The organism is Fusibacter sp. JL298sf-3 (assembly GCF_053842995.1).
In genome coordinates this window covers 693,934-713,962 of the sequence record NZ_CM132608.1, presented here as the reverse complement: position 1 = coordinate 713,962, position 20,029 = coordinate 693,934, and the positions used below count along the sequence as shown (strand labels likewise).

Below are 20,029 nucleotides of genomic sequence, written 5' to 3'. Positions count from 1 at the left end.
CAAAATATGATACCTTTAAAGTGATAAAGGGAGAACTTATGAAAAAAACAGAACGCCTTAACGATATGATGCGCTATTTAAGTGACAAAAGTCGATTCGGTTTGAAGGACCTTATGAGCAAATACGAGATTTCTAGGAGCACGGCGCTTAGAGATATCCAATCGCTTGAAGCCATCGGCATGCCGATTTATTCGCAAGTGGGACGCAACGGCTATTACGGGATATTGCCGAACAGATTGCTGTCGCCCATTGTGTTTCACACTGAGGAAGTGTATGCGCTGTACTTTGCTATGCAGTCTCTGACCGCCTATCAGTCGACGCCATTTGATTTTGAACTGGCGCAACTTAAAGAAAAGTTTGAAGATTGCCTGTTGGGACCGACGGTTCAGAAGTTGAGAACTTTGGAAGCGGTTGTGGCCATGAATGCCCCTGTACACGCCAGTTCCAGTACGCATTTGAAAGCCATTTTAGAGTATGCATTAACGGCGACGCCTTGCGACATTGCGTACCAAAAGGGCGCCTCTGTCAAGCATTACAGTGTACAGTTTCTGAAGATAAAAGCGGCGCATGGGCAGTGGTATACGGAAGCCTATGATTTTGTGGCGGAAAAGAAAAAGACCTACCGGTGCGATAAGGTGCTTTCTGTCGAGTCGACAGCCCAATTTAAGGCAATAGCCCCGGAAGCAGCGGACACGCCGCATCGTTCGCCGGAGGCTGTTGCGTTTTGTGTCGAAGTCGACGAGAAGGGCGCGGATCGTTTCTATAGGGAACACTACCCTTCGATGGCGATTAATCGCCACGCGTGTCGGTATCGAATCACCGGTTATTACAACTTAGAGGAAAGCGGTTTTATAGCCGCATACTTTTTGGCGTACGGCACTTCTGTGCGCGCTGTATACCCCGAGGCGCTCAAGGATTTAATTGTCGCGGCGTCTAGGGCGGTAAATGCGCATTATGAAGCGTTGTAAGGTCGATGACTGCTAGGGCATCGGGGCAATGCCCCCCTATAAAGGAGAAGACAATGTTGAGATCAATGATGCAAGTTTATGTAAAAGACAGTGCGGCGGCTGTCGCCTATTACGAAAAGGCGTTTGATACACAGGTGAAAAACGCCCATTTACACGACGACGGGGGTTACCTGCACGCCGAACTAGATGTGTACGGGCAGATTCTCGCCCTTTCTGAACAAGCGGCGCCCAATGCCGTCTCGGGCAATACCATGCAGTTCTGTCTCCATTTTAAAACGGGTGACAGAGCGAAAATTGAGCGTGCGTACGATGTGCTGAAAGAGGGGGCGACACTTGAGCATCCCCTTGGTCCGACCTTCTACAGCGACTGTATGGCGGCGTTAATCGATCGCTTTGGCGTACGTTGGTGCTTATTTGAGCAGAGGGCTTAGTCGTGCGCGCTTTAGAGAGAATTAAAAGCGCATATTGGAGGCTTTTGGGTACGCAGTTGGTGGGCATTTATGTACACGGTTCTTTGGCTTTTGGCTGTTTTAACCCCCGTGTAAGTGATGTCGACTTTGTAGTGGTGGTGCGCGGGGGGCTTTCACTCAGAGAAAAGAAGGCGATGATACGCATCTTGTTGGAAGTGCCCGACTCGCCGGCAAAGGGGTTTGAAATGAGTGTCGTACAACTGGCGGCTTGTCAGAGATTTTTGTACCCGACGCCTTTTGAACTGCATTTTTCGCAGCTGCATTTGGAACGCTGTCGAGAAGACCTCGAGGAATTTTGCGAGGAGATGCATGGCACAGACAGAGATTTGGCGGCGCATTTTACAGTGATTCGACACCGTGGTATCGTCCTCTATGGGGCGCCGATTGAAGCGGTTTTTGGTCCGGTGCCCAGAGAGGCTTTTTGGGACAGTTTAATGGCGGACAGTGCAGACGCCCTTGAAAGCGTTCAGAAGACACCTGTATACACTGTCTTGAACCTATGCCGTTTGTGGGCTTACAAAGCGATAGAGGCGGTACTGTCGAAATCAGAAGGCGCGTTATGGGTGCTTGAACAGATGGACAGCCCTGTGGTACAAGCCGCTTTAGACGCCTATGAAAACAGGGGGGAGATGCAGGTGGATACAGCGCTTTTAAAGAGATTTTGCACGATGGTACTTAAAGAGATTGGAGGGGATGTATGTTAACAGTGGCATTTCACGACACATTTGACGATGCCCGTCTGAAGTTTGCCGTTATTGTCGCCAGACATAGGGGCGCGTGGGTCTTTTGCAAGCACAAGGCGCGGACGACTTACGAGTGGCCGGGCGGCAGGAGAGAGCCCGGCGAGTGCATTGAGGAAACGGCGCGTCGCGAGCTGTGGGAGGAGACCGGTGCTTTGACGTATCGGTTAACCGCCATCTGCGCTTATTCGGTAAGTCAAGGCGATGGCAGTGAGCCCAGTTTCGGCATGCTCTACTACGCGGAGATCGAGACCTTCGGTGAGCTCCCGCCAATGGAAATCGAATCGGTGGTAATGACCAAAACATTGCCCAATCAATGGACGTACCCTGAAATTCAACCGCATCTGTTGCCAAAAGTACAAGCGGTTATGAGAGAATCGGTTGACGCGACGGAAGGCGCGTGGTATACTTCTTAAATGAGAATTAATATCATTTATATAGAAGGAGAACACCATGAGTTGTGCATGTAATTCAGAAACGCGACACCTCTTAAAACTTTCGGCCATTGAACGCCACAATCCGGAAACGGTCAGCTTTGACTTCGTCAGCGACACGCCGCTCAAGTGGTTTGAGGGCGACAGTTCAAAAGTCTTTGTCAAAATTGGGGCACGTGAAGTCGGAAAGAAATTTTCTTACGCCACATTGCCTGAAGAATCGATTATTCGGTTTACGACACGTATTAAATCGGAACGCAGTGCGTACAAGGAGTCGTTGAGACGGCTTGGCATAGGTGATTGCCTAGAAGTGACGCCGCCTTCCGGTCACTTTAGATTAATTCGCGAAGACCGCCCAATTGTTTTGCTGTCCAACGGTGTGGGCATTGCAGCAGTACGCGCTTTGGTCAAGCGTTTTGAGGCGGATCAGACGGGGATTCCGAGCTTGATGCAAATCAACGTGGACAGAACCGGCGCCATCTACGGCGAGGAGTTTTGCGATATCGCCGAAGGGATGGAGACCTTCGCATCGCACTATACGGAAAATCGCTCGCAATTTTACGGTCGCCTCGATTACGAAGTTCAGCAGTTGCTGACAGCCAATGAAGTAACACCTTATATATATGTGGTTGGAAGCGATGCGTTTGTCGGCGATACGATTCAGTATTTAAAAAGTGTCGGTTTCGACGATTCCGCTATTGTAACTGACGGCCCTGCGGCAGGGGGCAGTTGCGGTTGTAGCAGCACCGGTGGTTGTGGCTGTGGCGCGAACCTCATTACTTCCATTGAAGCTTATTAGTGCGAGACCCCATCGGTTTGTGTCCTTATAGAGGGCGTAAAGATGTGATTAGATTTCAGTGTGCAGACTCTTTGAAAGAGCTACTCACTGAAATCTATTTTTTTTATATAGTAGTCTTCGTATCTTGTAATGAGGCTGTCGATGTTGAACAGCGCGCCAAAATGCATGAAAACCAAGCCTAAAATAGCTTCCAAGGGGTCTGCTTTTTCGTACGATGAAGGTAAATTAGAGGGGCAGAAATAAGTGCACTTAAAAAAATTGAATAAAGGCGTTTTTTGTCACAAAGCTGTCACAAAGGGGGTGCATAATGAGACTATAAAAAAAGATGAGGAGGAAAGAAAAATGAAAAAATTATTATCAATGGTGTTATCACTGGGACTAATTGCAAGTGCATCGTTTGTCTTTGCAGACACAGGTGCAGAAAATGTCGATGACGGCGGTGTCTATACATTGGAGGAAATGTTGCAGTACGCTTATGAAGACGAAGCCAAAGCACTGGCAGAGTACGACGCTTTAATTGAAAAGTTTGGCGAGGTCAGACCGTTTACACAGATTATCAGAGCGGAGGCGAGACACCTTGAAGCGGTAACATGGCTTTACGATGCGTACGGTTTAGAGGTTCCGACGTTTGATGCTTCCGCAGAAGTCGTTTTGCCGGAGACACTTGAAGAGGCGTATGCCATTGGTGTACAAGCTGAAATCGACAATATCGAGATGTACAAAACATTCTTAAGCAGCGATTTGGACGACGATGTGGAGCGCATTTTCAAAGCCTTGACCAACGCTTCTGAACACCACTTAAACGCTTTTAATAATGCTCAAAATGGTAATCTTTCAACCGGTATCATGGGCATGGGCATGGGAAGAGGACGAGGCAGAGGCAACCGCGCTGACGACGGCTATGGTCACATGAGAAACGACCGTTCGTACAGCGGATTCGGCGGTTGCTTAATGGACGAAGATTAGGGGATATACTATAATAGACACAGAAGATTTAAAGAGATGCTCAGCATCTCTTTTTGCAGTGACGAGGTGAGGTGTGAGATGTATGCGATTAAAGTGTTGTTTGTAGAAGATGATTTAAAACTTCAGGACATCGTCCTTCGGTACTTACAGCGTGAAGGGTATGAAGTCGATGTGGCGGGCACTGTGGAAGAAGGGCTGGATTTTTTAGCGTATCAAACTTACCACGTGGCCATTTTGGACATTATGCTGCCCGACGGCGAAGGCTGGTCGGTTCTCAAGGCCCTAAAATCGGAAACGGAAACACCGGCTATTATGTTGACGGCCCTCGGAGAAGAGGGCGAGAAACTCCACGGCTTCGACCTCGGTGCAGACGACTACGTGACCAAACCGTTCAGCGCCAAAGAGCTTATTGCGCGGGTTAAGATTCAGTTGAGGCATCACATGCCCTCCCAACGCCCAATGGTGACCAGTGGCCTTTTGACAATAGATCCCACGTTGAGAAGTGTAGCTGTTGGTGGGAAGACACTTACTTTGACGGGACTGGAATACGATTTACTGCTTTATTTTGTGGACAATGTCCACATTGCCTTGTCGAGACAACAGCTTTTGGACGAAGTGTGGGGCTTTGATTACGATGGCGACAGCCGTACGGTGGACACCCATGTGAAGCGGTTGAGACAAAAGCTCGAAGGCTGCGGCGCCTGCATTGTCACAGTTAGGGGCTATGGCTACAAGTGGGAGGTGAACGCGAATGCGTCAATCAATCGGCAATAGAATTCTCCTATTCGTCAGCTTATTAATTTTATTGGTCAACGGGATTGTTGCACTGGGGATACGCTTTGTGCTGCCGGCTTACTATACCGACTACCAGCTGGACAAAATCATCGGCTATACCGACGCGATTACGGCAGAGTACGACAGGGCTTCAGAAGAAGAACTGGCGCAGGCGGTGTACGCGCTTCAAAGTCAAATGGGTGGCGATGTGTACTGGGTCACGGAGCAGGGATCGATGCACGGGAACGGCATGGGGCGGATGCAACGGAACAGTTCTTTTGAGCTCGACGGCAACTATACGCACTACCGCTATGTCAACAAGCTGGGCATTGAAGTGTACACTTTCGGCATGCGGCTGGGGGATGAGACGTTGGTGTACGAAGTGAGCATTCAATCGCTTAAAGACGCCGCCGGGGTCATGTCTCGGTTTATGTGGGTGCCGCTGGCAGCGAGCCTTTTGGTGGGACTCTTTATGGCGACAGTGCTGTCTCGACGGCTGACGTCACCGATTAAGGCGTTGAACACTCTGGCAAAAGACATGCAAAAGAAGACGGCACAACCCGCGCGGGTGACGCCGCATCGTGACGAACTCGGCGAGCTCAACGCGTCGCTTAACGTTCTGTACACGGAGTTGCTCGACAACATCGTCATGCTAGAGCGCGAGCTTGAACGCACCAAGGCACTTGAAAGCCGGAAAAAGCGCTTTCTCGCACAGGCGACGCACGAGCTGAAAACGCCGATGGCAATTATCAAAGGGTACACGGAGTTGATTTACGACGGCATGTACCGCGACGAGGCAGAGCGCGAAAGTTATGTGGCCAAACTTTACGAGGAGACTCAGCAGACCACCGTGTTGCTTCAAGAGCTGCTAGACTACGCCCGTTTTGAAGAGACGCAAGGGGAGCTGTCCCTTGAGCGCCTCGACTTGGTGGCACTGGTGCGCGATAACGCCAAACCCTATGAACGGCTGTGTGCTCAGAAAGGCGTGAGCTTCGAGTTCGAGACTTCTGAGGCAGAACTGTTTTGCGACGTGGACGGCTTTCGAATGGCGCAAGTGCTCAAGAATCTGCTCAACAACGCCTTGGAGTTTGCCGTTAGCCGAATCGTCGTTTCGGTAAGGGCAGCTGGCGAATGGGTGCAGTTCAGCGTTTATAACGATGGCGCACCTGTTCCAGCTTCGGATTTGCCCAATCTTTTCGACAGCTTCTACAAGGGCGCCGGCAAAATGACGGGCACCGGTCTCGGCCTCGCCATCGCCAAAGACATCGTGGAAAAGCACGGAGGCGCCCTTTCTGTAAAAAATGTTGCAGACGGCGTGGGTTTTCATGTAAAATTAAAACAATACAGTTTGTGAAAGGAAAGACGATGTATACAGAACAGACGCAGCGCATTATAGCCGCTATTAGAGAAATCCCAAAAGGTCGTGTAGACACCTACGGCAATGTGGCGCTGAGAGCCGGGTACCCCCGTGGTGCTCGGCAGGTTTCCCGCATTTTGTCGAGTCTTTCTCAAAAAGAAGCGCTGCCTTGGCACCGCGTCATTAACAAACAGGGGCGCATTGCCCTAGGCGGTTATGGTGCTGAAGAGCAGGTGGCGCGGCTTGAAAGCGAAGGCGTTGTCGTCATTTGTGGCAAGGTGGATTTGAGTACCTATAGCTTCGGTTCCGTTAAAAGTGAGTAAAAGCCATTTAAAAGTGAGGCCACCTATGGTATAATTACCTCAGTGACCACATGGTCATTCGAGCGGATTGTATAAGTGAGGAGGCGGCTATGACCCTTTTAAAGTGTACTGTAAACGGTTACTCAATTGAATACGTCGACGAAGGCATCGGCAGCGATAATCGTCCGACGCTGGTATTTGCACATGGTCTAGGGGGCAATGTGCGTCAGTGGACAGCACAAGTGGCGCATTTTAAGCAAGACTATCGCGTCGTGGCCTTCTCGCTTCAAGGGCATGGGGAGGCGAGTCGCGGCGAAGCACCAGAGGCGTATCGGATTGAAGCGTATGCCGATACAGCTACGGCGCTTTTAGAGGCACTTGGCGTTACGCGCGTCGTGTGGGTGGGCAATTCCATGGGCGGTGTTATCGGCTATGAAGTGCTCAAAAGAGGCGTTGTAGACGTGGTTCACTTGGTGACAAACGGTACCACGCCGGCGCTGAAAATGTCGAAGATGACGCTCAAATTTGTCAAATGGGCGGACAGAGCCATCATCAAAGTCTTTGGATTTAAAGCGTACATAAAGTTAGCGGCGGCGGGAACGACTAAGGACAAAGCCTTTAGAGCGCAGCTCTACGATATGATGGTGATGACGGCACCGGAAGCGGTGGTGGCGTCGCATCAGCTTCTCGGCGCCTACGACTACACAGGCGTGCTCACGACGACAGTGGTGCCGGTTACCATTATTCGTGCACCGGGAGATACCGGTATTGAAAAAGCTTTGGATAGCTGTTTGAAGGATTTGGAGGCGCCGATGCTGACGATGCAAACAGTTTCTGCCGGCGGACATATTTTAAATATGGAAAAACCGGATTTTTACAATCGCCACTTGGAAGTGGTACTAAAAAAATAACGCGTGTCGTGTCTCGTTTGCGTTTGGCCCGAAATATCGGCCCCTGTGCGAAATGTTTTTTATGACAACTGGAGCGTTGTCCTAGGTGTCCCACTCTTTAGGAGGCAGGGGCGCCGCTATTAAGAGTGACGCGATCAAGACAACGGAATGGAGAACGGAAATGTACATCAATAAAGGCGGCAGATGGGCGGTACTGATGATTATGCTCTTTATAATGGCTTCCATTGTGACGGCGCATTACGAAACCTATATGCCTATAGAAGAAATACCGGATGTGTCAATTTTTCTCAATAGAGGGCAATCCACGTCTGTGTTGAATGACGTGGAAGGCGCGTTGCAGGACTTGCCCTCTACAACGATTTATAAAGTGGTGTACACGGCGCTAGGGCGCATTTGTTTAACGCCTGAGAGCCGCGTCGAAATCACTTATGCTACATACTCCCGACCGTACTACGAGGTCTTTTTAAAGCAGCATCTATTGGAAGGGCGAATGCCTGTTGACGAAACAGAAGTGATTATCGGCGAAGCGTTCAAAGACTACTTTGAGCTGAAAGTGGGCGAGGTGATTGAAGACGTTCTCATGCCCGGCCACTACCGCGAGGTGCTCGATATCGACAGTGCTTTTGAGAGCAAACGCATTGTCGGGGTGATTCGACACGCCGAGCACAACTTAAGTGTTTTAAGTGTAGTGCCTTCAATAGAAAAGCCCGGGGGCTTGTTGCTCTTTATGTCGGAAGAGGCGGATTACGCGCAGCTGGAAGCCAAGATATTAGAGCGCGTAAGTGCGTACAGTGGCATTCACGTGAATATGACGTACAAATCAAAGAAGGTCGTCGTCCAACGGCGCATGGCTTTTTGGTTGATTTGGCTGGTGCCGATTTGTGCTGTCGCGTTTTGGATAACATTTACGTTTTCCAGGCAACTTGCTCTGCAGAAGAACACGGATGAGGCCCGCAAGTTGTTAAAAAAATTTTTCTTACTGAGTCCTTTGATTTTTCTGGGGCTCGTCCTGATGAATTACTGGGTGTTTTTTGGTATTCACAAAAGTGCAGTGGCCAAATACGGGTATCAGTTTTACGACGTCTATTACACTGGGCGCGTCCTGATGGTACAGGCGCTCTTTTTTGTCGGCGTTCTCGTCGTCACCGGTGTCACTGGACGATTAACCCTTAGAAAATACGGTTTAAAATAAGTCGATGGCAGTCGGCTTTTTTGTGTTAAACAACAAGGTTTGAACCGAAAACTGTCAGCGAAAAACACCTTTGATGCAACTGCGGCGGACACAGATTGTTCAGATAATATAAGTATTTTAAAAGTTAATAAAATGTTATAATGTATAAAATGCATTGAGGAGATAAATTAATATGACAACAGCATATTCCGAACTAAAAGATACATTAAAAACAGGTGATGTGGTTTTGTTCAGCGGGCGCTACCACACCAGTAAAATCGTCGAAAAGCTTGAAAACTCCATGTGGTCGCACTGCGGACTCGTCATGCGGCTCGAAGGCTGTGACGAACCGTTATTGTACGAGGCAACAGCCCTTGTCAATTTAGAAGATAAGATGCACCATGACCACATTACGGGCCCTAAAATAGTGGACTTGTATGAGCGATTGAAGACATATGGACAGGATGTGGTGCCTTACGAACCGCCGGTTTACGCTGTAAGGCGGCTATCTACCATCCTCGGGCCCGATAGTGTCGAGACGATGAAGGCGATTTTAACAGAGTTGCACGGCTTGCCTAATCCCGACCAAAATCGCATGATTTGGGAAGTTGTTCTCGGTCGGTTCTTCCATATACCGACAAAGATGATCGATATCACATGCAGTGGTCTCGTCGCTTATACCTATGAAAAGTTGGGGCTACTAAAGGGCAACAAGCCCATAAACGGCTATATGCCCAAAGACTTTTCCACTGATGGCCGATTGGCGCTAACCGGTTGCACCCTGTCTGATGAAATCGTTATCGACTTGATGCGCTAGAGCTCGATTTATGGATGAGGAGAAGTTGTGAGTAAGAAAAATATATTGATTGTCGTTACGGTGGTTTTGTGGAGCCTTTCTATTTTTTTAGGGAGTCTCCCGATTTTTCCCGTCGTGAAGGCAGCCGACAGCGGCTACACTTTTGACCTCGACAGGGTTAAAATTTTAGACGAAGTGGACGCACGGCTCACCCTTGCAGATGTCGTAGCCAAAGAAGACGAGGCATTTGTTCCCTTTTATGACTCAGAGTACGTGGGGCGTTTGGCGTCTGCGACGTATTGGGTAAAAATCGAGTTTGACCACATAAACGGCGATGAAATCTTGGAAGTGAGAAAACCCCAGTTGGCAGAGGTGACGTTGTACCATGTGAATGCCAACGGGACACCGACGCAAATAGAGACGCGCGGGCGGGCCTTCGGTAGGGCATTTAGTCTGCTGAACCACCCGAACTTCATCTATCCCTTAAAAGCTCAGGCGCATGCGTCGACACTTTATTTTAAAGTGCAAACAGACACCTATCTACAGTTCCCAGTTGTCCTATGGCAAGTAAAACACTTTGCCGACTACCTCATTGAACTCAACCTTATGCACGGCATTTTTTACGGCGTCATGCTGATTATGATGCTGTACAATTTGACCATAGGCTTTGCACTCAAAGATCGGACGTATGTGTACTACGTTCTTTTTGTCGTTTGCTACACCCTGTTGCTCGCGGTTTGGGATGGCATCGCATTTGTGTTTTTTTGGCCAAGTGCACCGATTTGGGATATGCGCGCCAACCCGTTCTTTATATTGACCTCGGCGCTGACCCTGACCGTTTTCACAAGTCATTTTTTACAGCTGAACACGATGAAAAAATGGCTGAAAGGTCTCTATGGTCTTATAGTTGCCACAGTTGCCGTCGGTTGTATCACCGTGTTTACGGCGCCGATTGCATGGGCCTTGTACTTGGCCATGGGGGCAACGGTACTGGTTATTGTCTACATTGGCGCGGGAATTCTCACAAGGGGGCTGAGGGAAGCGGCGGATCTCGTGTACATCTCGGCCCTTCAAATGTTGCTTATCGGCAATGTGCTGACGTTGCTTGCCGGCGTCGGGGTTATACCGTACAACGTGTTTACAATGGCTGCACCTAAAATCGGTTCCATTGGGCTCGTGGTGTTCTTTTCCCTTGCTTTGGTTACGCGTATTAAACAAACAGAGTACGACCGGGGGCTGGCGGATGAAAAGAGTCTGTTGCTCAAAGATTTACACGATATCAACAAGACCATTAACAGTACGAGAGAGCTGACGCGTACAGTGGCGCCTTTAATCAAAACGTATCAGAGCATGACGGGATGCGACGGCGGTTTTGTGCTGTTGCTCGACCCAGAGGGACAGACAGAGGCGCGGGTTTACTATCCCGATGAGCAGAACAAGACGCTTTTCTTTGAGCCGGCACAGTACGATGTGTTCAAGACCTACTTGGTGAGGAACAAAGTGGCATTTATGGATGCCGGAGAGTTTCACTTTCTAAAGCTTGAAAAGGAAGTGACGACGGTGGTGGTCGTGCCGTTAATGCTCTACAACCGCTCAGTAGGGGCGATTGTTTTAACCGCCCATCACTTAATCCAGTTTAAACGGGAGATTGAGGAAGTGGCGTTGGACTACGCCAACCAACTCGCCATTAACATCGGCAATATTCACCTTCTTGAAAAAATGATTAAAACCGCTCGAACCGATGCGCTTACTGGCCTTCACAATCGAAAATACTTTATGGAGCTGGCGGCTGTGCAGCTTAAAGAATCGGGGAGTCTCGCTCTGCTAATGCTCGACATCGACTATTTTAAGACCGTCAACGACACTTATGGCCACGATGTAGGGGATACGATTCTCATTGAGATGTGTCAGCGTTGGTCAACTGTTTTGGCGGACTTTGGCGAAATCGGGCGCTACGGCGGCGAAGAGTTTATCGTCTTTTTAAACACGGCATCGCCTTCGGAGGTGCGGGTAATTGCCAAAGCGCTTTTAGAAGCGGTTAGTAGTGAGCCGTTTAAAGTGCCTACAGTGACTGGCGGCGCCATTGAGGCTACTGTCAGTATCGGTGCGGCGTCTTTTAGCAGCCCGTGTACTTTAGAAGCGGGGGTAAAGCGCGCCGATGTAGCCCTTTATCAGGCGAAGGAAAGCGGTAGAAATTGCGTCTTTTACGATTTGCCCGAGGAGGTCTAATGCATTACAAAGCCTATAAGTCGATTTTATCGGCCAAAAACAATATGAACCTCTACAGAGGGTGTACCCATGGATGTATTTACTGCGACAGCCGCAGTGCGTGCTACAACATGCAGCACGCTTTCGAGGACATTGAGGTCAAGACAGATGCACCGGAAATGTTGGCGGAGCAACTTAGACGCAAGCGAAAGAAGGGCATGATCAGCACAGGGGCGATGAGCGATCCCTATATGCCCATTGAAGCAGAGCTCGGCTACATGCGGCGCTGTCTTGAGGCCGTACTCAAAGAGGGCTTCGGCATCTGTGTTCAGACGAAATCTGCCATGGTGCTGCGCGACCTCGATTTACTCGTCGCTATTCATGAAAAGACGAAGTGTGTCGTGGAGATGACCTTGACGACTTACGACGAGGCGCTATGCCGAAAACTCGAGCCCCATGTGTCCACCACTGCAGAGCGGTTTGAAGCGCTCATGCGGCTTAAAGAGGCGGGCGTGCCCACAGTGGTGTGGTTGTCGCCGATTTTGCCGTACATCAATGACACGGTGGAGAATGTAAAGGGTATTTTGGACCTCTGTGTGACCGCCGGCGTACATGGCATTTTGTACTTTGGCGCAGGGGTCACTTTGCGCGAGGGCAATCGAGAATTTTTCTACAAGCAGCTGGATCGGCATTTTCCCGGACTGAAAGCGCAGTATGAGCGCGCATTTGGCCGCAGTTACGTCTGTACGAGTCCCAACGCTAGGCAACTCGATGCGCTCGTCCGAGAAACCTGTACCCGTCACGACATGCTCTACGGGTCGCAGCCGGTGTTCGACTACCTCCATACATTTGAAGAGAAGGAGCAGGTGCATCAATTGACCTTGTTTTAAAGGGGACGGTTCTTTTGTGCCAGAATCCACTAAAAATTTACAATTTAGAAAAAGCCGACGCTTTGAGAAAGCCCGCCTTCGGTCGTTTATGTGTTAAGCAGACAGCCGGTATATGCGGGCTTTTTTGATGGGCTATTCAGTGGGAAACCGGCGTCCGTTGTAGAACGGTAACGCTTGATATAGGCGGGCTGTCATTAGGCAGTGGCACAAAAGAACCGTCCCCTCACAAAAACCTGTTGACGAATGTTCGAATTTTCGGTATGATTAACATATAGTAATATTTATTACTAGATTTTTTTTACGCATTTGGTAAAACGTTTTTCCAACTTCTTTCAATGTGTAAATCTATATTTTTTTAAACATTAGGAAAAACGTTTTACCAAAATAAAAAAAGGGAGAGGAGTGGGCGTATGAAAAAGCGCGTATTGAGTTTGTTGTTGATTTTAGTATTGGTTGTCGGTTTGACGGCCTGCGGGGAAAGTGCCGAAAAAGAAAGCGATAAAACGAGAGTGGCCATCGTCTTTTCGGGCAATTTAGGGGACAAATCTTACAACGACTCTTGTTACGAAGGGGCACTTAAAGCAAAAGATGAGTTCGATATCGAGTTGAAAACACTTGAGGGAACAGAAGCCGCTGAATGGGAAGCGAACTTTCTAGCAGTGGCGGAAGAAGGCTACGACCTCATTATTTGTTCCTCATCGAACTTTGAAGAGTACATGAAGGAACACTGTGCAAACTACCCTGAAACAAAATTTGCCGTCATCGATACCACTGTTGAAGGCGACAACATCGTTTCAGTCAGTTTTGCACAAAACCAAGGCTCGTTCTTGGCGGGAGCAGCTGCGGCGTTGTTTACAAAGAAATCGAATATTGAAGGCATTAACGACGACAACATTATCGGTTGGGTCGGCGGCATGGACATCCCAGTGCTCCACGACTTTTACATCGGGTACGAGCAAGGGGCGAAGTACATCGATCCTGAAATCACCGTCCTTCAATCATTTGCTGGTACGTGGAACGATCCGCTCAAAGGCAAAGAACTCACACTGGCACAATACCAGCAGGGCGCAGACGTGGTGATGAACGTCGCGTCGGGAACCGGAACCGGCATTCTCGAAGCGGCTGCAGAAGCGGGTAAATACGCCATCGGCGTCGACCTCAATCAAGATGCCGATCAGCCGGGTGCCGTGTTGACCTCCATGCTCAAACGCGTGGACACCGCTTGTTATATTTTAATTAAATCCGTTGTAGAAGGCACTTTTGAAGGTGGGAGCAAGCAATACCTCACACTTGAAGACAACGGCGTCAGTTTGACGGATATGAGCGTCATAAAAGAGCATCTTGGAGACGACTTCCCAGAAGATATCTTGAATGAAATTGAAGCGTTAAAAGCCAAAATTGTCAGCGGCGAAATCGTCGTGGAGAACTACGACGGTTTTGGACCGAACCAGTAAGGGAATAGGTTAATAGAGAGGCGGGCCTACCCCCGCCTCTTTATTAGACAACAAGGCAATCGAGACAAACGGTTGCGAGAGACTCGGAGGTAAAACGTGCAAAAGATTGTCGTAGAAATGCAAGACATTCAGAAGCGATTTGGGGACGTCCAAGCAGTAAAATCCGGGCAAATCCAAGTGAAAAAAGGTGAGATTCACGCGTTGATCGGCGAAAACGGCGCGGGGAAATCGACTATGATGAAATTGCTCTATGGCCTGTACCTCTTTGATGCGGGGACACTGGTTGTAAATGGTGAAACCATTCGAGAAATGACGCCTAAAAAAGCCATTGGCTTGGGTATCGGCATGGTGCATCAGGAGTTTATGCTCGTCGACGAACTCACCGTTTTAGAAAATATTTTGTTGGGCTTTGAACCGAGAAAAGGACTGGCTATCGACTTTGCAAAAGGGCGAAAGGCCGTACAAAACTACATCGACCTCTATGGACTGGACATACAGTTAGATAAGCGCATTCATCAGATATCCGTCGGTGAAGCACAGCGCGTAGAGATTATCAAATGTCTTTCTAGAGGGGCGGAAATCATCATCCTCGATGAACCTACAGCGGTGTTGACGCCCCAAGAGACGCGGGGGTTGTTTGAAATCCTGACAAAATTGAAAGCGGATGGCAAGTCCGTCGTGTTTATTTCACACAAACTCGATGAGGTCATGACCATTTCAGATAGAATCAGTGTCATGCGACAAGGTCGATATGAGGGCACTGTGGAGAAAACGGAGACGAGTCCGGCAAAGCTCGCTCAAATGATGATTGGTCGAGAGGTGTTTCTGAACATCAACAAATCGGAAAGTGCTATCGGCGACGTCGTTCTAAAAGTGGACGACCTCTGGACGTCCGGCGAAAAAGAAATTTCCAAAATAAGAGGCATTGACTTCGAGGTGCGCGCCGGCGAAATCCTCGGCGTCGCCGGAATTGACGGCAACGGTCAGAGTGAACTGATTGAAGCCATCACCGGTCTTCGAAAAGTCGAAAAGGGGCATGTGTACCTCGACGGGGAGGCCGTAGAGAACTTGTCGGTGAAGACCATACGGGAAAAGGGCATCGCCCACATACCGGAGGATCGAAATACACGAGGGCTTAACCGCGCACTGACCATAAGCGAAAACCTCGTTGCGACACAAATTGAGGAGGCGCCTTTTTCAAAACATACCTTAATAAATACAGCGGCAGTGGCGGACTATGCCCAAACACTTATTGAACAGTTTGATATTCGGCCGCCGCAAATGACCCTACCGGCTTCGGCGCTCTCCGGAGGGAATGCACAGAAAATCGTCGTGGCGCGCGAAGTGTCTCAACCGTCGCGCCTGCTCGTGGCATCTCAACCGACCCGAGGCGTGGACATCGGCGCCATAGAATCGATACGGGCAATACTGGAGAAAGTCAAAGCAGAAGGCCGCGGCGTCCTGCTCGTTTCAGCAGATCTTGAAGAAATACTGTCGCTTTCCGACCGTATTATCGTCCTCTATGAAGGGCGTATAACGGGGGTAATGAAGGCGTCAGAAGCAACAGATGAAAAACTGGGCCTTCTCATGATGGGGCAAAGTGAGCGGGAGGCAAACCATGAAGACTCTTAAGAGCGGGCTACTGCGCTTTATACTGATTATCGCATTATCTCTTGGGATTGGCGCCATCTTTATACTCATGATTGGCGAAAATCCTTTAGAAGCCTACGCGGCGTTGTTGCGCGGCGCCTTTGTAGGCAAACTGAACTTTGGCAAGACATTGGCGACCTTTACGCCATTGTTGCTCACCTCTATGGCATTTGCCGTGGGAGCAAAAGGGGGCGCGTTTAACGTCGGCGTCGAGGGTGAAGTCTTTCTCGGCGGTATCGTCGCCGCTTACATCGGCATCCACTGGACGTTTTTGCCGATGCCTCTGCACATTATAGCGTGTTTTCTGGGGGCAATGGTCGTCGCCGCACTTTGGGCGGCAATACCGGGATCGCTTAAAGCGTATTACGGTGTCAACGAAGTGTGTTCAACCATTTTACTCAACTACGTGGCCTTCTACATGACCTCTTATCTGGTCAGCGGGCCAATGAGTGCCGGTGTTGCCAATGCGCAATCGGAACCTGTGGCAGATGCCGTTAAGCTGTTTCAGTTTATGAAGCCGAGCAGCGCCAACACCGGCCTGCTAATCGCCATCGCCGTTACAGTGATTGTCATTTGGATGATGCGCCGGACGACTTTCGGCTACAAGCTCAGAACAGCCGGGCTCAACGCCAAACACGCCGATTACGCGGGGATTGATGCCAAGCGAACCTTCGTCAAAACCATGATGTTCAGCGGCGTGCTCGGGGGTATCGCCGGATGTATAGAAATTCTAGGCGTTCACGGCTACTTCCTCAACAACTTTGCGGCCAATCTCGGCTTCAACGGGATGCTCGCTTCGTTGATTGTTAAAAACAACATCTACTTGACGCCGTTTATGGCGTTCTTCCTGAGTATTTTAAAATCGGGGGCCTTGGGGCTTCAACAGTCCACAGGCGTTCCAAAATCCATTGTCGACACCATAACCGCCGTCTTTATTATCATTGCGGCGATGGACATGCTCTTTCAATTTGTCAAGAAAAAGGAGGGTCGATAATGTCATTTGATAAAATTATCAATTTATCGCTCATCTACGCGGCATTCCGGTCGGCGACGCCGATAATCTACGCTTCGCTATGCGCGTCGGTGACACAGCAGGCGAACATCCTGAATATCGGAACAGAGGGCATCATGCTCATGGGCGCCTTTACAGCGGTTGCCGTCAGTTACCTCACAGGCAGTTGGCTGCTCGGCGTCCTCGTGGCCATGCTTGCCGGCGTTCTCATGGCGTCGATCATAGCGGTGGGCCATTTGAAATACGGGGCGGAAATCACCGCCATCGGCATAGGTATCAACATGTTTGCACTGGCCTTTACCAAGTACATGCTCAACAGCGTTCTCGGTAAAACAGGCTCGTTTACAGACCCTAAAATCGTCGGCATCCCCAGGGTGCATATTGCGGCTTTTGACAACAACGAGGTGTTGAATACGCTGTTCAACAACTGGACGGTAACCGAGTGGTTTGCCATTGTCCTCGTCATCGGCCTGACCTTTGTTCTCTTTAAAACCGTCTGGGGTCTGCGCCTCAGAGCAGTGGGCAAATTTCCGCTGGCGGCGCAAACCGCAGGGATTCCGGTTCAAACCATGCAGTATCAGGCACTGGTCATCTCCGGACTCATCGGCGGTCTCGCAGGGGCGCATTTGTCTCTAGGGTACAGCAAAATGTTCACTGAGAACATGACCAACGGCAGGGGCTTTATGGGCGTCGCAGCTATGTTTTTCGGCGGAGCACACCCCGTGCTCACTGCCATCGGTTGCCTCGTCTTCGGCGTGGCGGACTCAATGGGCGCGCGTTTACAAGCCTACGGCGTGCCGTCACAATTTGTGTTGTTGATGCCATATGTGGTCACTGTCGCCGTATTGGCAGTGTCTATGGCGACGAAAAAAGCCGCAGAGCGCAAGAAGAAAAGCGCTTTAACAGCGGTAAAAACTGTGGAGGGCTAATATGAAAACAAAGATTATTCTCGACTGCGACCCGGGGCATGACGACGCCATCGCCATTATGCTCGCTGGGAAACATCCTAAAATAGAATTGCTCGGCATCACCGTGGTAGCGGGCAATCAAACCCTTGAAAAGACGACGGCTAACGCTTTGAAAGTGTGTCAGCACCTCGGTCTGGACGTTCCGGTATACGCCGGTTCCGAGCAGCCCATGGTGCGAAAAAAACAGGTTATCGCCGACGACATCCACGGGGTGACGGGGCTAGACGGCCCGGTGTTTGCGGCATTAGAGCGCTCCTGTGAACAAACGCATGCGGTGCAGTACCTCATAGAAACCTTGCTCGCATCCAATGAACCGATTACCCTTGTGCCCACTGGGCCGCTGACGAACATCGCCATGGCCATCCGCCTCGAGCCGCGCATTGTGAAAAAGATTGAGAAAATTGTGCTCATGGGCGGCAGCATGGGACTGGGCAACGTCACCCCTGCGGCAGAGTTTAACATCTTAGCCGATGCAGAAGCGGCGCAAGTGGTGTTTACTTGTGGGCGTCCCGTGGTGATGATGGGACTGGACGTGACGCGAAAAGTCTTGTGTTACCCGTCGGTTATCGACCGAATGTCAGCTGTTGACAACGTGGCGTCACGCTTATTTGGCGATTTAATGACTTTTTTCAACAAGACGCAAAAAGAAGTGTTCCACTGGGAAGGCGGACCGCTCCACGACCCGCTTACCGTGTGTTATTTAATCGACCCGTCTGTGGTCACCCTTCAGGCCATGGTGACTACAATTGACAACAGCGCGGGAGAGAGTTACGGCAGAACCAATTGCGATTATTTCGGTCTCTCAAGCGAAGTCCCCAATGCCCAAGTGGCCACGGAAGTGGATGTGGCGCGGTTTTGGGACATCATAGAAGAGGGGATACGGCACTATGATTAGTCGTTTACGTGCAAAACTTGCAGAAGAGCGAGACGCCTATTTGGACGCCTTAAAGGGGTTTGTGGCCTGCGATACACAAGTTATCGGCCACGGCGTCGAAGGCGGCAGAGAAGCGTCGGGGCAAGAATACCTCGAAAGACTGTTTAAAACCATGGGAGCGGCAAGCGTGGAACGCGATGCCATGGAAGAAGCCGTCATCGAAAAGGCCGTGTGCCAACACCGAGAGGGGAATTTGGGGCATGTCTACGGCAACCGCTACAACCTGTACGCCCGATTTTCGGGCAGAGGCGACAAAACACTGATGTTTAACGGTCATGTGGACACTATGCCGCCGGGCGACACATCGCTTTGGCGCACGCCGCCACACGTCCCCACAGTATTGGAAGGCAAACTCTACGGTTTGGGTGCCTGCGATATGAAAGGGGGGCTAATGGCGGCCATTATGGCGGTCGAGCTGATTCACTCCTGTGGCTACGAACTGCCGGTAAATGTGGCGTTTACTGCAGTGGTGGATGAAGAAGGCGGTGGCAACGGCTCATTGCAGGCCGTTATGCGCGGACAGCGTGCAGACGGCGTCGTCGTTTGCGAACCGACAGACGATCAATTGATTTTGGCGCATATGGGATTCGTTTTCTTCCGGATAGGCGTCAAAGGCAGAGCCAACCACTCCGGTGCCAAATGGCTCGGCGTCAGTGCCATAGAAAAATCGCTGTTGCTTATAGAGAGGCTGATGGCACTAGATGAAAGCTGGCGCAACGCCTATAATCATCCCCTTTTGCCGGCACCGAGTCTCAATGTGGGCACCATCGAAGGCGGCACGGCGGCGTCGACAGTGGCACCGACCTGTACGTTTGAAGTCTGCGTGCACTATGTGCCGGGACAAATGTGTTACGAAAGCGTCGTCGAAGCGGTGACAGAAGCGTTGAAGGCCGAGGACGACTGGCTGGTAGCGCATCCGCCGACAGTAGAGGTTTATCAGGCGGGAGGCGCCTTTGAAATGCCCGAGGCGTCAACGGTTGTCTCCGCCTTTAAAGCGGCTTATCAATCGGCGCTTGACAGAGAAGTCGTCGTAGCCGGTTCACCTGCCGGATGCGACGCCAGACTGTGGCGCAACATCGCCGATTGCCCGACAGTACAGTTTGGCCCTGGGCGACTGGAACAATGCCACGCCATCGACGAATACATTGAAATTGAGGCGTATTTGGAAAGTATTTTGGTTTATGCAGCTTTGATACTGGATTTTGATAGAGATAAAGGAGATTGA

Annotated in this window: 20 protein-coding genes; all 20 read left to right on the top strand. The window is 50.2% G+C overall.

Annotated elements, in window-relative coordinates; all coding sequences use genetic code 11:
* Positions 1–38 precede the first annotated feature (38 nt).
* The 20 genes from ACR6HW_RS03400 to ACR6HW_RS03305 all read left to right on the top strand — a co-directional run bounded on the left by ACR6HW_RS03400 (position 39) and on the right by ACR6HW_RS03305 (position 20,029).
* Complete coding sequence (locus ACR6HW_RS03400) at positions 39–968, top strand: helix-turn-helix transcriptional regulator (protein WP_455729767.1); 930 nt, start codon at positions 39–41, stop codon at positions 966–968.
* A gap of 53 nt (positions 969–1,021) precedes the next feature.
* Positions 1,022–1,399, top strand: coding sequence for a VOC family protein (locus ACR6HW_RS03395; protein ID WP_455729766.1), 378 nt, complete (start codon positions 1,022–1,024; stop codon positions 1,397–1,399).
* A 44-nt stretch (positions 1,400–1,443) separates the two neighbouring features.
* Positions 1,444–2,142: a DUF4111 domain-containing protein gene (locus ACR6HW_RS03390; RefSeq protein WP_455729765.1), complete on the top strand. Its 699-nt coding sequence runs from the start codon at positions 1,444–1,446 to the stop codon at positions 2,140–2,142.
* Positions 2,136–2,594 carry an NUDIX hydrolase gene (locus ACR6HW_RS03385; RefSeq protein ID WP_455729764.1) on the top strand — a complete coding sequence of 153 codons (459 nt, stop codon included), beginning with the start codon at positions 2,136–2,138 and terminating at the stop codon, positions 2,592–2,594. The genes ACR6HW_RS03390 and ACR6HW_RS03385 overlap by 7 nt, the downstream gene beginning before the upstream one ends.
* Before the next feature lie 37 nt (positions 2,595–2,631).
* Positions 2,632–3,411, top strand: coding sequence for a ferredoxin--NADP reductase (locus tag ACR6HW_RS03380; protein ID WP_455729763.1), 780 nt, complete (start codon positions 2,632–2,634; stop codon positions 3,409–3,411).
* 342 nt (positions 3,412–3,753) lie between these two features.
* The gene (locus ACR6HW_RS03375; RefSeq protein WP_455729762.1) at positions 3,754–4,377 is read left to right on the top strand and encodes a ferritin-like domain-containing protein; all 624 of its coding nucleotides are present in this window, start codon (positions 3,754–3,756) and stop codon (positions 4,375–4,377) included.
* Positions 4,378–4,455: 78 nt separating this feature from the next.
* Entirely contained in the window at positions 4,456–5,151 is a 696-nt protein-coding gene (locus ACR6HW_RS03370; protein ID WP_455729761.1) for a response regulator transcription factor, read from the top strand.
* Entirely contained in the window at positions 5,129–6,505 is a 1,377-nt protein-coding gene (locus ACR6HW_RS03365) for a sensor histidine kinase (protein ID WP_455729760.1), read from the top strand. The genes ACR6HW_RS03370 and ACR6HW_RS03365 overlap by 23 nt, the downstream gene beginning before the upstream one ends.
* On the top strand, positions 6,502–6,831 hold the full coding sequence (locus ACR6HW_RS03360) for an MGMT family protein (protein ID WP_455729759.1): 330 nt from the start codon (positions 6,502–6,504) through the stop codon (positions 6,829–6,831). Before ACR6HW_RS03365 ends, ACR6HW_RS03360 begins: the two co-directional genes overlap by 4 nt.
* Positions 6,832–6,920: 89 nt before the next feature.
* The gene (locus ACR6HW_RS03355) at positions 6,921–7,721 is read left to right on the top strand and encodes an alpha/beta fold hydrolase (protein WP_455729758.1); all 801 of its coding nucleotides are present in this window, start codon (positions 6,921–6,923) and stop codon (positions 7,719–7,721) included.
* A gap of 160 nt (positions 7,722–7,881) precedes the next feature.
* Positions 7,882–8,913: a hypothetical protein gene (locus ACR6HW_RS03350; protein ID WP_455729757.1), complete on the top strand. Its 1,032-nt coding sequence runs from the start codon at positions 7,882–7,884 to the stop codon at positions 8,911–8,913.
* 172 nt (positions 8,914–9,085) lie between these two features.
* Positions 9,086–9,709 carry a C40 family peptidase gene (locus tag ACR6HW_RS03345; RefSeq protein ID WP_455729756.1) on the top strand — a complete coding sequence of 208 codons (624 nt, stop codon included), beginning with the start codon at positions 9,086–9,088 and terminating at the stop codon, positions 9,707–9,709.
* A 27-nt stretch (positions 9,710–9,736) separates the two neighbouring features.
* Positions 9,737–11,917: a diguanylate cyclase gene (locus ACR6HW_RS03340; RefSeq protein WP_455729755.1), complete on the top strand. Its 2,181-nt coding sequence runs from the start codon at positions 9,737–9,739 to the stop codon at positions 11,915–11,917.
* Entirely contained in the window at positions 11,917–12,786 is an 870-nt protein-coding gene (locus ACR6HW_RS03335; protein ID WP_455729754.1) for an SPL family radical SAM protein, read from the top strand. The genes ACR6HW_RS03340 and ACR6HW_RS03335 overlap by 1 nt, the downstream gene beginning before the upstream one ends.
* 410 nt (positions 12,787–13,196) lie before the next feature.
* Positions 13,197–14,240, top strand: a complete 1,044-nt coding sequence (locus ACR6HW_RS03330) for a BMP family lipoprotein (protein WP_455729753.1) — start codon at positions 13,197–13,199, stop codon at positions 14,238–14,240.
* A gap of 96 nt (positions 14,241–14,336) precedes the next feature.
* Positions 14,337–15,872, top strand: coding sequence for an ABC transporter ATP-binding protein (locus tag ACR6HW_RS03325; protein WP_455729752.1), 1,536 nt, complete (start codon positions 14,337–14,339; stop codon positions 15,870–15,872).
* Positions 15,859–16,884 (top strand): ABC transporter permease, encoded by a 1,026-nt coding sequence (locus tag ACR6HW_RS03320; RefSeq protein WP_455729751.1) that lies wholly within the window; start codon positions 15,859–15,861, stop codon positions 16,882–16,884. Before ACR6HW_RS03325 ends, ACR6HW_RS03320 begins: the two co-directional genes overlap by 14 nt.
* Positions 16,884–17,831, top strand: a complete 948-nt coding sequence (locus ACR6HW_RS03315; protein WP_455729750.1) for an ABC transporter permease — start codon at positions 16,884–16,886, stop codon at positions 17,829–17,831. Before ACR6HW_RS03320 ends, ACR6HW_RS03315 begins: the two co-directional genes overlap by 1 nt.
* A 1-nt stretch (position 17,832) precedes the next feature.
* Positions 17,833–18,765, top strand: coding sequence for a nucleoside hydrolase (locus tag ACR6HW_RS03310; RefSeq protein WP_455729749.1), 933 nt, complete (start codon positions 17,833–17,835; stop codon positions 18,763–18,765).
* Complete coding sequence (locus ACR6HW_RS03305) at positions 18,758–20,029, top strand: M20 family metallopeptidase (RefSeq protein WP_455729748.1); 1,272 nt, start codon at positions 18,758–18,760, stop codon at positions 20,027–20,029. Before ACR6HW_RS03310 ends, ACR6HW_RS03305 begins: the two co-directional genes overlap by 8 nt.